Source organism: Nocardioides albidus, assembly GCF_006335005.1.
In the GTDB taxonomy this organism is placed as follows: domain Bacteria; phylum Actinomycetota; class Actinomycetes; order Propionibacteriales; family Nocardioidaceae; genus Nocardioides; species Nocardioides albidus.
This window is the reverse complement of sequence record NZ_VDMP01000024.1, coordinates 2,800-15,550: the sequence shown is the minus strand read 5'-3', so window position 1 is coordinate 15,550 and position 12,751 is coordinate 2,800. Positions and strand designations below refer to the sequence as shown.

Genomic DNA, 12,751 nt, shown 5'->3' with positions numbered 1-12,751 from the left:
CACCGACCGCGTCCTTGACCGCCGCGAGAGTCTCGCCGTCCTCGGCGCCCGTGGTGGTCGGGGACTCGCCGGTCGTGCCGGAGACGACGATGCCGTCGTTGCCGTTGTCGACCAGGTGCTTGGCGACCTTCTGAACCCCGTCCAGGTCGACCGAGCCGTCCTCGAGGAACGGCGTGACCATCGCGGTCAGCATGGTGCCGAAGGGTGCAGAAGTCATGGGTCAAGGCTATCGTCCCCGGCTCGTTTCGCTCACTCCGGCCGACCTCACACGTGGGGCATGACCTCCGCCGCCACCAGCCGGAGGTGGTCGAGGTCGCCCAGGTCGAGGACCTGGAGGTAGATCCGCTCGGCTCCGAGCTCGGCGTACCTGCGGATCTTGTCGACGACCTCGCCCGGCGTCCCGGCCAGCCCGTTGGCACGCAGCTCGTCGACCTCACGACCGATCGCCTCGGCCCGCCGGGCGATCGCTGCGTCGTCCTCGCCGACGCACAGCACCAGTGCGTTGGACCAGGTGATCGACGCGGGGTCGCGGCCGATCTCCTCGGCCGCCCGGCGCACCCGGCCGAACTGCAGCGCCGTGAACTCCTCGTCGACGAAGGGCAGGTTGAACTCGTCGGCGTAGGCCGCCGCGAGCGCCGGGGTCTTGCGAGCGCCCTTGCCGCCGATGAGCAGCGGGACGCCGCCGCGGAGTCCGGAGTCCTGGACCGGCTTGGGCAGGGCCGGGCTGTCGTCGAGCCGGTAGTGCCTGCCGTCGAACGCGTAGCGCTCCCCGACGGGTGTGGACCACAGGCCGGTGATCAGCTCCAGCTGCTCGGCGTACCGCTCGAAGCGCTCGCCGGTGTCGGGGAACGGGATGCCGTAGGCCGTGTGCTCCTGGGCGAACCAGCCCGCGCCGATGCCGAGCTCGACGCGGCCGCCGCTCATCTGGTCGACCTGCGCCACCTGGATCGCGAGCACGCCGGGGTGGCGGAAGGTGGCACTGGTCATCAGCGTGCCCAGCCGGATCGTGCTCGTGTCGCGGGCCAGGCCCGCCAGCGTGGTCCACGCGTCGGTCGAGCCGGGCAGCCCGTCACCGCTCATGTGGAGGTAGTGGTCGCTGCGGAAGAAGGCACCGAAGCCCAGCCGCTCGGCCTCGAGGGCGACGGCCAGGAGGTCGTCGTACGTCGCGCCCTGCTGGGGTTCGGTGAAGACACGGAGCTCCATGGCCCCTACCTTGTCAGGCGCCTCCACACGCGAAGACGCGCTCCCACCACACGACCGTGAAGCCCTCGCGGGGCTCGCGGCGCACCTCGGCCCAACGCCGGGGGCTGAACTCCGGGTAGTGGGTGTCGCCGTCGGGCGACATCGGGATCTCGGAGATGACCTGCTCGTCGGCGTACGGCATCGCGGCGGCGTAGACCGCCGCTCCCCCGCCGACCATCACCTGACGGTCCGCGGGCTCGCCGTCGAGGAGCCGGTCGGCGAGGGCCAGGGCGTCGGTGATCGAGTGGGCGACCTCGACCCCGTCGGCGGCGTACGACGGGTCGCGGGTGAGCACGATCGTCGTCCGTCCCGGCAGGGGGCGCCCGATCCCGTCGTGGGTGGTGCGCCCGAGCAGCAGCACATGGCCCATCGTGGTGGCCTTGAAGTGCTGGAAGTCGGCCGAGATCCGCCACGGGATGTCGGCGCCGGCGCCGATGACGCCGTTCTCGGCGACGGCGGCCACCAGGGTGACCCGCCGTCCGGCAGGGGTGCTCATCCGCTAGACCGCGATCGGGGCCTTGATGACCGGGTGCGGGTCGTAGCCCTCGACGGCGATGTCCTCGAGGTCGAAGGCGTCGATCTCGGTCACCGCCGGGTTGAGGACCAGCTTCGGCAGCGGCCGCGGCTCGCGGGTGAGCTGGAGGCGGGCCTGCTCGAGGTGGTTGGAGTAGAGGTGCGCGTCGCCGAGGGTGTGCACGAAGTCGCCGACGCCGAGCCCGGTGACCTGCGCGACCATGTGGGTGAGCAGCGCGTAGGACGCGATGTTGAACGGCACCCCGAGGAAGACGTCGGCCGAGCGCTGGTAGAGCTGGCAGCTCAGCCGGCCGTCCGCGACGTAGAACTGGAACAGGCTGTGGCACGGCGGCAGCGCCATGTCGTCGACCTGGCTGGGGTTCCAGGCCGACACGATGTGGCGCCGGCTGTCGGGGTTGGCGCGGATCTGCGCGATCACCCGGGCGAGCTGGTCGATGTGGTCGCCGTCGGGCGTCGGCCACGAGCGCCACTGCGCGCCGTACACCGGGCCGAGGTCGCCGTTCTCGTCGGCCCACTCGTCCCAGATGCTGATGCCGCGCTCCTGCAGCCAGCGCACGTTGGTGTCGCCGCGCAGGAACCACAGGAGCTCGCCGAAGACCGACCGGGTGTGGACCTTCTTGGTCGTCACCAGGGGGAAGCCCTCGGTGAGGTCGAAGCGCATCTGGTGCCCGAACAGGCTCAGCGTGCCGGTGCCGGTGCGGTCGCCCTTCTGCGTGCCCTCGTCGAGGACTTTCTGGACGAGGTCGAGGTACGCGCGCACGGCCTCAGGCTAGTCGGCGGGCGGTCGTCACAGCGCCACCGTCCCGCGGATGGTGGTCAGGGTGTCGCCGCCGACCCAGATCGTGCCGTCGGCGTCGGTGTCGACGTGCACCCGCCCGCGGCGTCCGATGACGGTGCCCTGGGCGGCGACGTACGACGGCGGCAGGGTGCCGTCGGCCGTGAGCCACTGGGCGAGCGAGGCGTTGAGGGAGCCGGTCACCGGGTCCTCGGCGATGCCGGCGGCGTGCGGGACGAACGCGCGCACCTCGACCGCGCACTCCTCGCCGTCCGGGTGCGGCCCGACGACGCCGACGTCGACGGGGAGGTCGGCGTACGACGGCCGGAGCGCGAGCACCTGCTCGGCGGAGGCGAGCCGGACACCCACCCAGCCGGGTCCGTTGTCGGCCCAGGCGATGTCGAGGACGTCTGCGCGCTCGATGCCGAGCGCCGTGGCGATCCGCGCGGCGAGCTCCTCGTCGACCGGACCGGAGCGCAGCAGGTCGGGTGCGGCGAACGCCAGGCGCCCGGCGTCGCGGCGCAGCTCGACGAGCCCGACGCCGCACTGCTGGACCACGCGGTCGCCGGCCGGCGACCCTCCGGCCTCCAGCCAGGCATGGGCCGATCCCAGCGTCGGGTGACCCGCGAACGGGAGCTCCGTCTCGGTCGTGAAGATCCGCAGGCGGTAGTCGGCCGCCGGGTCGGTCGGCTGCAGCAGGAAGGTCGTCTCGCTGAGGTTGGTCCAGCGCGCGAAGCGCTGCATCTCCTCCTCGCTCATCCCCTCTGCTCCGTGGACGACGGCCACCGGGTTGCCGAGCAGCGGCACGTGCGTGAAGACGTCGACCTGACGGAACTCGCGGGTCGTCGTACCGGCGCTCATGCCGAGAGCGACATGGGCCCGTAGACCTCGCGGTCGACGTCGAACAGGGTCACGTGGGTGACGCCGAGGTCGGCGAGCGCGGACCAGGTCTCCCCGATCCACGACTCGGCGTCGCCCTGGCTGGGGAAGGCGACGTCGGCGTACTGCTCGGCGTCGGGGCCGCTCAGCGTCACCTCGGCGCCGGAGGCGTCCTCGAGGCGCCAGTGCCAGGGGTTGTCCGCGGGCGCGGCCGGGCGGTACGGGGAGGGCTGCTCGGGCAGGGTCATGACGACGACTCTCGCACGGACGGCTGGACGAACGGCGGCTTGGTGATCTGGAAGACCTCGGGGCGGCCACGCACGTCGACCATCACCTCGGCGCCGTCGTCGACGACCGTCGAGACGAGGGCGAGGCCGATGCCCTTCTTCATGGTGGGCGAGAACGTGCCGGAGGTGACCTCGCCGAGCGGGACGTCGCGCAGCAGGCGCACGCTCATGTGCGGTCGCGGGATGGCGCGCCCGGTCGAGACGAGACCGACCAGCTTGCGGCGCGGGCCGGCCTCGCGCTCGGCGAGCAGCCTGTCGCGACCCCAGAAGGCGGGCTTCTTCCACCCGACCGCCCAGCCCAGGCGCGCCTCGTTGGGCGTGATGTCGGGCGAGATGTCCTGGCCGTGGAGGGGGTAGCCCATCTCCGTGCGCAGCGTGTCGCGCGCGCCGAGCCCCGCGGGCACCAGGCCGTGCGGCTCGCCGGCGGCGATGAGGGCGTCCCACAGCGCGGGCGCGACCTCGGACGGCGCGATCAGCTCGTAGCCGCGCTCGCCGGTGTAGCCCGTGCGGCACACCACGACCTCGGCGCCCTCGAACGGCGCCTCCACGAAGGTGAGGTAGTCATGGCCGACCGGCAGGCCGACGCCCGCGACGACCTCGTCGGACTTCGTGCCCTGCACCGCCAGCACGACGAAGTCGCGGTGGTGGTCGAGGACCTCGATGCCCTCGGGCGCGGCCTCGACCAGCCGGCGGCGTACCTCGTCGTTGTTGGCGGCATTCGGTACGACGAGCACGTGGTCGTCGTCGCGGTAGTAGGTGAAGACGTCGTCGACGATCCCGCCCGTCGCGTCGTCCACGACCAGGCTGTACTGCGCCCGGCCGGGCCCGATGCGATGCAGGTCGTTGGACAGCGTGGAGTTGAGGAACTCGACGGCACCGGGCCCGCGCACGACGAGCTTGCCGAGGTGGCTGACGTCGAAGATGCCGACCCCCGTGCGGACGGCGTCATGCTCCTTGACCACGCCGGTGCGGTACTCCAGCGGCATCAGCCAACCGCCGAACTCGGAGAACTTGGCGCCCAGCGCCTCGTGCCGGTCGTGCAGGGGTGAGTGCAGGGGGGTCGCGTCCGCCATGGTCGGCAATCTATCGCCCGATCCGGCCGTTATCGTCTGTCCGGTGACGACCTTCGCCCTCCGCACGGCCAGCCCCGCCAAGACACGCGCCGAGGCGGTGGTCGTCGGGGTGCTTCCCGACGGGGCGCTGGCGCCCGGGGCCGAGGACGTCGCCGCGGCGTACGGCCGCAAGCTGTCGGGCCTGCTCGCCACGGTGGGCCTCAAGGGCGGGCCGGGCGAGGTGGCCAAGGTGCCGACCGGCGGGACCATCGCCTCGCCCCTCCTGGTGCTCGTCGGCCTCGGCGCCGAGCCCGACGCGGACGCCGTACGCCGGGCGGCCGGCAACGCCGCGCGTGCCGTCACGAACGCCGCGTCGGTGGCGCTGGCCCTGCCGGCGGACACCCCGGAGCTCGTGCGCGCCGTCGTCGAGGGCTACCGGCTCGGCGGCTACGCGTTCACCGGCTACAAGAGCAAGCCGGCCAGCTCCGCCGTCCCCGCCGAGATCGTCGTGCTGACCCCGGCCGCCCGCCGCGCCGAGATCAGCGCCGCCGTGGAGCCGGCCCAGGTGCTGGTCGACGCGGTCATGGCCGCCCGCGACTGGGTCAACACGCCCCCGGCCGACCTGACCCCGCCGGCGTTCGCCGACGCGATCGCCGGCGCGGTGAAGGCCGCCAACAAGGGGCTCGCCAAGGGCAGCACCAAGGTGAAGGTCGACGTCCTCGACGAGACCCGGCTGGCCGAGCTCGGCTGCGGTGGCCTGCTCGGGGTGGGCGCGGGATCGGCCGCTCCCCCACGCCTGGTCGAGCTCGACTACGCCCCCAAGGACGCGGTCGCACATGTCGCGCTCGTCGGCAAGGGCATCACGTTCGACTCGGGCGGACTGTGGATCAAGCCCGCGGCGAGCATGGCCACGATGAAGGAGGACATGGCCGGAGCCGCCGCCGTCGTCCAGGCCACGCTGGCCGCGGCCCGCCTCGGACTGCCCGTGCGGATCTCCGCCTACGCCGCCCTCGCCGAGAACATGGTCGGGGACGCCGCGATGCGCCCCGGCGACGTCCTGACGATGTACGACGGCACCACGGTCGAGGTCTCCAACACCGACGCCGAGGGCCGCCTCGTGCTGGCCGACGCGCTCGGCCGCGCGGTCGAGGCGAAGCCCGACACGATCCTCGACATCGCCACCCTCACCGGACACATGGTGATGGCGCTCGGCGACCGGATGGCCGGCGTCATGGGCGACGACGACGTGGTCGCCGCGGTGATCGCCGCGGGCGCGGCGGCCGGCGAGGACGGCTGGCCCATGCCGATCCCGGAGTTCATGGAGGAGCGCATCCACAGCTCGACGATCGCCGATCTCGCCCAGTATGACGGCGTCCGCTGGGGCGGCGGGCTGTTCGCCGCGGCGTTCCTGCGCGCGTTCACCCACGGGCTGCCGTGGGCACACCTCGACATCGCCGGTCCGACCTTCAACAAGGGCGGTCCCGCCGGTCACCTCACCAGTGGCGCGACGGGCTACGGCGTGGCGACCCTGCTGGAATACCTCAGGACTCGGGCCGCCGCTGCTGCTCCCGCTGCTTCTGTGCCTGCCTGACCCGGGAGTTGTAGTCGCGCATCCGCTGCGGCACCCCGACCACCGCGGCGTCGTACGACGGGACCTGGTGGCGGTTGCAGAAGTCGTGGGCCCAGCCGATCGACGGGACCCGGCGGCGGGTCCACTCGCCGTCGTGGGCGACGAGCAGGAGGGTGACCTCGCTGACGGCGGTCCGCGGCTCCACGAACCCCTCGACGCCGCGGCGCTCCTGCACCCAGGTGCGCAGGTGCTCCTCGTCGGCGCGGTCGGCTGCCCGGACGCGGGTCGACCCCGTGCGTGCCGCATCGCGGCCGGGGTTACTCATGCGTACGCCTCGGCGCCCGCGGAACCGGTCGAACATGCCCATGGTTCCAGTTTGCCCGAACCGTGGGTGGGGCGTTGCGAGTTGACTCACCCGTGGTGCAAGGATGAGTCCCATGGCGACCGAAGTCACTCTCCCCGCGCTCGGTGAGTCCGTCACCGAAGGCACCGTCACTCGCTGGCTCAAGCAGGTCGGCGACCAGATCTCGATCGACGAGCCGCTGCTCGAGGTCAGCACCGACAAGGTGGACACGGAGATCCCGTCCCCCGTGGCCGGCACGCTGATCGAGATCCGCGCGAACGAGGACGAGACGGTCGAGGTCGGCGCGGTGCTCGCCGTCGTCGGCGAGGCCGGCGAGGCGCCCGCCGGGGACTCCGCCCCCGCTGCCGAGGCGCCCGCCGCCGAGGCCCCGGCCGAGCCGGAGCCGGCCGCCGAGGCCGCCCCGACGCCTGCCGAGCCCGAGACGCCGTCGGCGCCCGCAGCGCCGGCTCCCGCCGCCTCCGGCTCCGCCGACGGCACGGCCGTCACGCTGCCCGCCCTGGGCGAGTCGGTCACCGAGGGCACCGTGACCCGCTGGCTCAAGCAGGTCGGCGACTCCGTCGCCGTCGACGAGCCGCTGCTCGAGGTCTCCACGGACAAGGTCGACACCGAGATCCCCTCGCCCGTCGCCGGAACGCTGATCGAGATCAAGGCGGCCGAGGACGAGACGGTCGAGGTCGGCGCCGAGCTCGCCATCATCGGCTCGGGCGCCCCGGCCGCGGCTCCCGCGGCTCCCGCCGAGCCCGCCGCGGCCGAGCCGGCCGCGGCCCCGGAGCCGGAGGCTCCGGCTGCCCCCGCACCGCAGGCCCAGGCCCCCGCCGCCCCGGCTCCCGCCGCCCCGGCTCCCGCTGCGCCGGCTCCCGCTGCTGCTGCTCCCGCTGCCCCGGCCCCCGCCGCTGCTGCCCCCGCTGCTGACTCCGGCGACGGCCCGGGCTACGTGACGCCGCTGGTGCGCAAGCTCGCCGCCCAGCACGGCGTCGACCTCGGCCAGGTCACCGGCTCGGGTGTCGGCGGACGCATCCGCAAGCAGGACGTCCTCGACGCCGCGGCTGCGGCGAAGGCCCCGGCGGCTGCGGCTCCCGCCGCCCAGTCCGCCGCCCCGGCGGGCGCCGCCGCGGCGACGCCGTCGCCGCTGCGGGGGCAGACCGTCAAGGTCAGCCGGCTACGCAAGATCATCGCCGAGCGGATGGTCGAGTCGCTCCACGTCTCCGCCCAGCTCACCCAGGTCGTCGAGGTCGACGTCACCAACATCGCCCGACTCCGCGAGAGCCGGAAGGCGGAGTTCCTGGCGCGCGAGGGCGTGAAGCTGACCTACCTGCCGTTCTTCACCAAGGCGGCGATCGACACCCTCAAGGAGCACCCGGCGCTCAACGCCAACCTCGACCTCGAGAAGGGCGAGATCACCTACTACGACCGCGAGAACGTCGCGTTCGCCGTCGACACCGACAAGGGCCTGCTGACCCCCGTCGTCAAGGACGCCGGCGACCTGTCGGTCTCCGGGCTGGCCAAGAAGATCTCCGACGTCGCCGAGCGGACCCGGACCAACAAGATCGGTCCCGACGAGCTCTCCGGCGGCACCTTCACCATCACCAACCTCGGCAGCTTCGGCGCGCTGTGGGACACCCCGATCATCAACCAGCCGCAGGTCGCCATCCTCGGTCCCGGTGCGGTGGTCAAGCGTCCCGTGGTGATCGACGACGACGACCTCGGCGAGACCATCGCGGTGCGCCACATGGTCTACTTCGCCCTCACCTACGACCACCGGGTGGTCGACGGCGCCGACGCCGGCCGCTTCCTCCGCGACCTGAAGAAGCGCCTCGAGGCCGGCCAGTTCGAGGTCTGACCGTCTCCCCCGAGGAGCATCCGTGCACGTCGTGATCGCCGGCTCGTCCGGCTTCCTCGGCCGCCACCTCGTCACCGAGCTGCGCGGCCGGGGTCACGACGTGACCCGGCTGGTCCGTCGCGATCCCGACACCGGCGAGTCGCGCTGGGACCCGCAGGGCGGGGTCGTCGACGCCGGCGTGGTCCACACCGCCGACGTCGTCGTCAACCTCGCGGGCGCGCCCCTCATCGGCAACCCTCACTCGAAGAGGTGGGCGCGCGAGGTGATGGCCAGCCGGCGCGCCACGACCGACCTGCTGGCGACGACGATCGCCGCGGCGCCGACGCCGCCCGCCCTGGTCAACGCCTCGGGCGTCAGCTGGTACGGCGACCACGGGCCCGCACCCCTCACCGAGCGCTCCGACACGCGGGGCCACGCCCTGCTCACCCGGGTCGCCCGTGAGTGGGAGGGCGCCGCGCAGCCGGCTGTCCTGGCCGGCGCCCGCGTGGTGCTCCTGCGCACCGCGCCCGTGCAGGACCGGCGCAACCCGCCGCTGCAGCAGCAGCGCCTGCAGTTCCTGGCCGGCCTCGGCGGTCGGCTGGGCAACGGACGCCAGCACTACCCCGTCATCTCCCTGCGCGACTGGGTCGGTGCCGCCTCCTTCCTGGTCGAGCACCCGACGGCGTCGGGACCGGTCAACCTGTGCGCGCCGCGCACCCCGACCAACGCCGAGTTCACCCGGGCCCTGGCCCGGCTCGTGCACCGCCCGGCCGTGCTCCCCGCGCCTGCCGCGGCGATCCGGCTGGCGGCCGGGCCGATGGCCGACGAGGTGCTCGGATCGGTCAACGTGAGCCCGGCGGCCCTGCTCGAGCTCGGCTACGGGTTCGCCGACCCGGACGTGGACGCCGTGCTCGCCACCGGGCTCGCGGCGTCCTGAGCCGAGCCCAGCAGCCACCGGTCCCCCGTCCGGACGAACACCAGCCGGCGGGTGCTCGGTCCGTCGCGCGGCAGGACGACCCGTCTGCCCCGACCGGTCGCCGACGCGCCCGCGAGCCGGTCGGTGACCACCAGGACGATGCGGCGCTCGGTCTGTCGCCGCAGCTCCACCCGGAGCACCTGCATCTCCAGATCCCGCACCCGCAGTCCGCGCCGCAGCCAGGCCCGCAGCATCGCCACGTCGTGCTCCCCCGCCGCGGAGCGCTCGACGTAGAGACCGCGCAGCGCGCCCGCGTCGCCGTCGGCCCAGGCCCGCGCCCGCGCGCGGTCCCAGTCGCGGAGCACGGCCAGGGCGGCGACGGCACGGGCCACTCCGACCCGGCCCGCCGCCGGAGCGACGACGACGCGCGGCCCCGCGGACGTCGTACCCGACGGCGCGGGCGCGTCATGGCGCACCAGCAGGCCGACGAGCACCGCGACGGCCGTGAGGACGACGGCGGCGGTGCCGGCGAGGACGGCCCGAGGGCCCGAGATCCGCATGGGACGATCCTGAACCCGACCCCCGACAGGCGCATCCGTTCATCCACAGGCCCCCGAGTAGGCTCGGCGGCGTGACGCTGACCTTCCGTGAGGACGGACTCGGACCGGACTACATCGACTACGTCACGGCCTGGGACCTGCAGCGCGAGCTGCACGCGCGGGTCGTCGCCGGCGAGCTCACCGACACGGTGCTCCTCGTCGAGCACCCTCCCGTCTTCACCGCGAGCCGCCGCACCGAGGCGCACGAGCGGCCGGCGGATCCCGGGGGCGCGCCCGTCATCGAGGTGGACCGCGGCGGCAAGATCACCTTCCACGGCCCCGGGCAGCTGGTGGGCTACCCGATCGTCCGGCTGCCCGACCACGTCAAGGTGGTCGACTACGTCCGCCGTCTCGAGGAGGCGATCATCGCGGTCTGCGCCGAGCTCGGCGTCGCCACCGCGCGGATCCCGGGGCGGACCGGGGTCTGGCTCAAGGCCGACGACAAGGGCGGGGAGAGGAAGATCGCGGCCCTCGGGATCCGGGTCCGACGCGGCGTCGCGATGCACGGGTTCGCGCTCAACTGCAACGTCGACCTGAGCTGGTACGACCGGTTCGTGCCCTGCGGCATCGCCGACGCCGGCGTCACCTCCCTCAGCGCCGAGCTGGGCCGTGACGTCCCCGTCCGCGAGATCGTGGCTTCGGTACGACGCCACCTCGACGAGCTGCTGGCCTGGAACGACTACGTCGCCACCCCGGACTACGAGCCCCGCCCCGACCCGGCGAAAGCCAGGGTCCCTGCCGGTGTGCCGTTGTTGAGCTATCCCGCCCGCTGAGCCGGCGCCTGCGCGACACTGTCGCGGGTGAGCACTCCGGCGATCGAGACGGTCCGCCTCCGCAAGGAGTTCTCCACTCGCGCCGGGCTTCGGGTCGCGGTCCAGGACCTCGACCTGTCGGTCCCCGCCGGCGGCGGGGTGCACGGCTTCCTCGGCCCCAACGGGTCCGGCAAGACCACCACGATCAGGATGCTGCTCGGGCTGGCCCGCGCCACGAGCGGTGAGATGCGGCTGTTCGGGGAGTCGGTGCCGGAGCGGCTGCCGGCCGTCATCGGACGGGTGGGCGCGGTCGTGGAGTCCCCGAAGTTCTCCCCGAACTTCAGCGGACGGCTCAACCTCCGGCTGCTCGCGGACGCGATCGGGGCGCCGCGATCGCGGGTGGACGCGGCGATCGAGACGGTCCAGATGCAGGGCCGGGACCGCGACCGCTACCGGTCCTACTCGCTCGGCATGAAGCAGCGGCTGGCCATCGCCGCGACCCTGCTCAAGGATCCTGAGCTCCTCATCCTCGACGAGCCGACCAACGGCCTCGACCCGGCCGGGATCCGGGAGGTCCGCGAGACCATCCGCGGGCTCGGCGACGCCGGCGTGACCGTGCTGCTCAGCTCCCACATCCTCGCCGAGGTCCAGCAGGTCTGCACCTCCGCGACGATCATCGGGAACGGCCGGATGCTGGCCTCGGGCCGGGTCGAGGACCTGTTGGGGGCGAGTACGGCGTTCCGGGCCGTCGTTCCGGACCCGGAGCGCGCGGTCGCCGTACTCGGCGCGGCCGGGCTGTCCGCCGTCGTCGAGGACGGCGGCGTGCGGGTCGAGACCACCGACGCCGCCCGGATCACGCGACTGCTCGGCGAGGCCGGGATCTGGCTGAGCGAGCTCACCACCCTGCGCCCCGACCTCGAGACCTACTTCCTGCGCCTGACCGAGGCCGAGCGGCTGGGGCGGGAGCCATGAGCGACCTCTCCCGCCTGCTGCGCGTCGAGCTGGCGCGCTACGTCCACCGTCGGGCCGTCCTCGTGCTGCTCGGCGCGTGCCTGGTCGTGCCCGTGCTCGTCGGAGCCATGACGCTGTGGGACTCGCGACCGGTCTCGGCGGACGATCACGCCCTGGCCGAGGCGCGGGCACGGGCGGAGTGCATGGATCGTCCCCGGGTCCACAACGACACGGCCGGCTCCATCGACCTCGGCGGTCTGTGCCTCGCCCGCGTGAGCGAGCGGACCGAGGAGCTGCTCAGCCGGCCGCCGCTGGATCTCGACGAGGAGCGCGAGGGCGGCTCCGGGCCGGCGGTGGCGTCCCTGGTCGCCATCGCCCTGCTGCTGGCCGGAACCACCTTCACCGGCCACGACTGGGCGAGCCGATCGGTCAGCAACCAGCTGCTCTTCGAGCCCCGGCGCGGTCGGGTCTGGGCGGCCAAGGCCGCGGTGGTCAGCGGCGCAGCACTCGTGGTCGCGGCGCTCGTCCTGTCGTCGTACTGGCTGGTGTTGGCGACCGTGGCCGAGGCCCGGGAGACCCTCCGACCGGGCCAGCTCGTCGATGCCCTCCAGATGGGTTGGCGAGCCTCGGGCGTCGCGGCCGCCGCGGCGCTGCTCGGCTTCGCGATGACCACGCTGTTCCGGAGCACGGTCGCCACCATCGGCATCCTGCTGGGATTCGCCGTGGCCGGCAGCCTCCTTCTCGCCGGCCTCGGCGTGAGCGAGCGGTGGAACCCGGCGATGAACCTGGTCGCCCTGATCGACGACGGGACGACGTACTACGACGACAAGTGCGCGTACTACGACGCCGGCCATCCCGGTGACCACAGCTGCGCCGAGGTGCTCAGCTTCACCGACGCGGCGCTGTATCTCGGCACCATCGTCGGGCTGGTCTGCGTCGCGTCGGACCGCTCGTTCCGCCGCCGCGACGTGCCCTGAGACCGCTCGATCCCGCGGAGTAGGCTGGCCCGGT

At 73.4% G+C, this 12,751-nt stretch carries 15 protein-coding genes; 6 read left to right on the top strand and 9 right to left on the bottom strand.

The features are described from left to right. The 7 genes from FHP29_RS22670 to gcvT all read right to left on the bottom strand — a co-directional run. On the bottom strand, positions 1 to 217 hold a 217-nt coding region (locus FHP29_RS22670), incomplete at its 3' end, for a dihydrodipicolinate synthase family protein (protein ID WP_240044440.1). Between the two features lie 47 nt (positions 218 to 264). Further along, entirely contained in the window at positions 265 to 1,203 is a 939-nt protein-coding gene (locus FHP29_RS10980) for an LLM class F420-dependent oxidoreductase (protein ID WP_139622922.1), read from the bottom strand. Positions 1,204 to 1,216: 13 nt separating this feature from the next. Further along, on the bottom strand, positions 1,217 to 1,738 hold the full coding sequence (locus tag FHP29_RS10975) for a dihydrofolate reductase (protein ID WP_139622921.1): 522 nt from the start codon (positions 1,736 to 1,738) through the stop codon (positions 1,217 to 1,219). 3 nt (positions 1,739 to 1,741) lie between these two features. Next, positions 1,742 to 2,536 (bottom strand): thymidylate synthase, encoded by a 795-nt coding sequence (locus FHP29_RS10970; protein ID WP_139622920.1) that lies wholly within the window; start codon positions 2,534 to 2,536, stop codon positions 1,742 to 1,744. Between the two features lie 27 nt (positions 2,537 to 2,563). Further along, positions 2,564 to 3,412 (bottom strand): PhzF family phenazine biosynthesis protein, encoded by an 849-nt coding sequence (locus FHP29_RS10965; RefSeq protein ID WP_139622919.1) that lies wholly within the window; start codon positions 3,410 to 3,412, stop codon positions 2,564 to 2,566. Next, entirely contained in the window at positions 3,409 to 3,678 is a 270-nt protein-coding gene (locus FHP29_RS10960; RefSeq protein WP_139622918.1) for a hypothetical protein, read from the bottom strand. The genes FHP29_RS10965 and FHP29_RS10960 overlap by 4 nt, the downstream gene beginning before the upstream one ends. Beyond that, positions 3,675 to 4,790, bottom strand: coding sequence for a glycine cleavage system aminomethyltransferase GcvT (gcvT, locus tag FHP29_RS10955; RefSeq protein WP_139622917.1), 1,116 nt, complete (start codon positions 4,788 to 4,790; stop codon positions 3,675 to 3,677). Before gcvT ends, FHP29_RS10960 begins: the two co-directional genes overlap by 4 nt. A gap of 43 nt (positions 4,791 to 4,833) precedes the next feature. Here gcvT and FHP29_RS10950 point away from each other — a divergent pair, with 43 nt between their 5' ends. Next, on the top strand, positions 4,834 to 6,360 hold the full coding sequence (locus FHP29_RS10950; protein ID WP_240044439.1) for a leucyl aminopeptidase: 1,527 nt from the start codon (positions 4,834 to 4,836) through the stop codon (positions 6,358 to 6,360). Here the strand turns inward: FHP29_RS10950 and FHP29_RS10945 are convergent. Then, positions 6,311 to 6,664, bottom strand: coding sequence for a hypothetical protein (locus FHP29_RS10945; protein WP_192904008.1), 354 nt, complete (start codon positions 6,662 to 6,664; stop codon positions 6,311 to 6,313). The genes FHP29_RS10950 and FHP29_RS10945 overlap by 50 nt on opposite strands. Positions 6,665 to 6,776: 112 nt before the next feature. On the opposite strand from FHP29_RS10945, the gene sucB reads away from it, so the two are divergent. Further along, the gene (sucB, locus tag FHP29_RS10940; RefSeq protein WP_139622914.1) at positions 6,777 to 8,543 is read left to right on the top strand and encodes a 2-oxoglutarate dehydrogenase, E2 component, dihydrolipoamide succinyltransferase; all 1,767 of its coding nucleotides are present in this window, start codon (positions 6,777 to 6,779) and stop codon (positions 8,541 to 8,543) included. 22 nt (positions 8,544 to 8,565) lie between these two features. Further along, the gene (locus FHP29_RS10935; protein ID WP_139622913.1) at positions 8,566 to 9,459 is read left to right on the top strand and encodes a TIGR01777 family oxidoreductase; all 894 of its coding nucleotides are present in this window, start codon (positions 8,566 to 8,568) and stop codon (positions 9,457 to 9,459) included. Here FHP29_RS10935 and FHP29_RS10930 read toward each other — a convergent pair. After that, on the bottom strand, positions 9,399 to 9,998 hold the full coding sequence (locus FHP29_RS10930; RefSeq protein ID WP_139622912.1) for a hypothetical protein: 600 nt from the start codon (positions 9,996 to 9,998) through the stop codon (positions 9,399 to 9,401). The genes FHP29_RS10935 and FHP29_RS10930 overlap by 61 nt on opposite strands. A gap of 71 nt (positions 9,999 to 10,069) precedes the next feature. Here FHP29_RS10930 and lipB point away from each other — a divergent pair, with 71 nt between their 5' ends. Genes lipB through FHP29_RS10915 form a run of 3 tightly spaced genes read left to right on the top strand, consistent with a single transcriptional unit; the run spans position 10,070 to position 12,717 of the window. Next, positions 10,070 to 10,810, top strand: coding sequence for a lipoyl(octanoyl) transferase LipB (gene lipB, locus FHP29_RS10925; protein ID WP_205014039.1), 741 nt, complete (start codon positions 10,070 to 10,072; stop codon positions 10,808 to 10,810). A gap of 27 nt (positions 10,811 to 10,837) precedes the next feature. Continuing rightward, positions 10,838 to 11,761, top strand: a complete 924-nt coding sequence (locus tag FHP29_RS10920) for an ABC transporter ATP-binding protein (protein WP_205014038.1) — start codon at positions 10,838 to 10,840, stop codon at positions 11,759 to 11,761. Then, positions 11,758 to 12,717 carry a hypothetical protein gene (locus FHP29_RS10915; RefSeq protein WP_139622910.1) on the top strand — a complete coding sequence of 320 codons (960 nt, stop codon included), beginning with the start codon at positions 11,758 to 11,760 and terminating at the stop codon, positions 12,715 to 12,717. The genes FHP29_RS10920 and FHP29_RS10915 overlap by 4 nt, the downstream gene beginning before the upstream one ends. The last annotated feature ends 34 nt before the right edge of the window (positions 12,718 to 12,751 follow it).

Bases quoted from the DNA above. Each gene is read 5' to 3' on its own strand.
- FHP29_RS10980 (WP_139622922.1), bottom strand. From the start codon at position 1,203: ATGGAGCTCCGTGTCTTCACCGAACCCCAGCAGGGCGCGACGTACGAC.
- FHP29_RS10975 (WP_139622921.1), bottom strand. From the start codon at position 1,738: ATGAGCACCCCTGCCGGACGGCGGGTCACCCTGGTGGCCGCCGTCGCC.
- FHP29_RS10965 (WP_139622919.1), bottom strand. From the start codon at position 3,412: ATGAGCGCCGGTACGACGACCCGCGAGTTCCGTCAGGTCGACGTCTTC.
- FHP29_RS10960 (WP_139622918.1), bottom strand. From the start codon at position 3,678: ATGACCCTGCCCGAGCAGCCCTCCCCGTACCGCCCGGCCGCGCCCGCG.
- gcvT (WP_139622917.1), bottom strand. From the start codon at position 4,790: ATGGCGGACGCGACCCCCCTGCACTCACCCCTGCACGACCGGCACGAG.
- FHP29_RS10945 (WP_192904008.1), bottom strand. From the start codon at position 6,664: ATGAGTAACCCCGGCCGCGATGCGGCACGCACGGGGTCGACCCGCGTC.
- sucB (WP_139622914.1), top strand. From the start codon at position 6,777: ATGGCGACCGAAGTCACTCTCCCCGCGCTCGGTGAGTCCGTCACCGAA.
- FHP29_RS10930 (WP_139622912.1), bottom strand. From the start codon at position 9,998: ATGCGGATCTCGGGCCCTCGGGCCGTCCTCGCCGGCACCGCCGCCGTC.
- FHP29_RS10915 (WP_139622910.1), top strand. From the start codon at position 11,758: ATGAGCGACCTCTCCCGCCTGCTGCGCGTCGAGCTGGCGCGCTACGTC.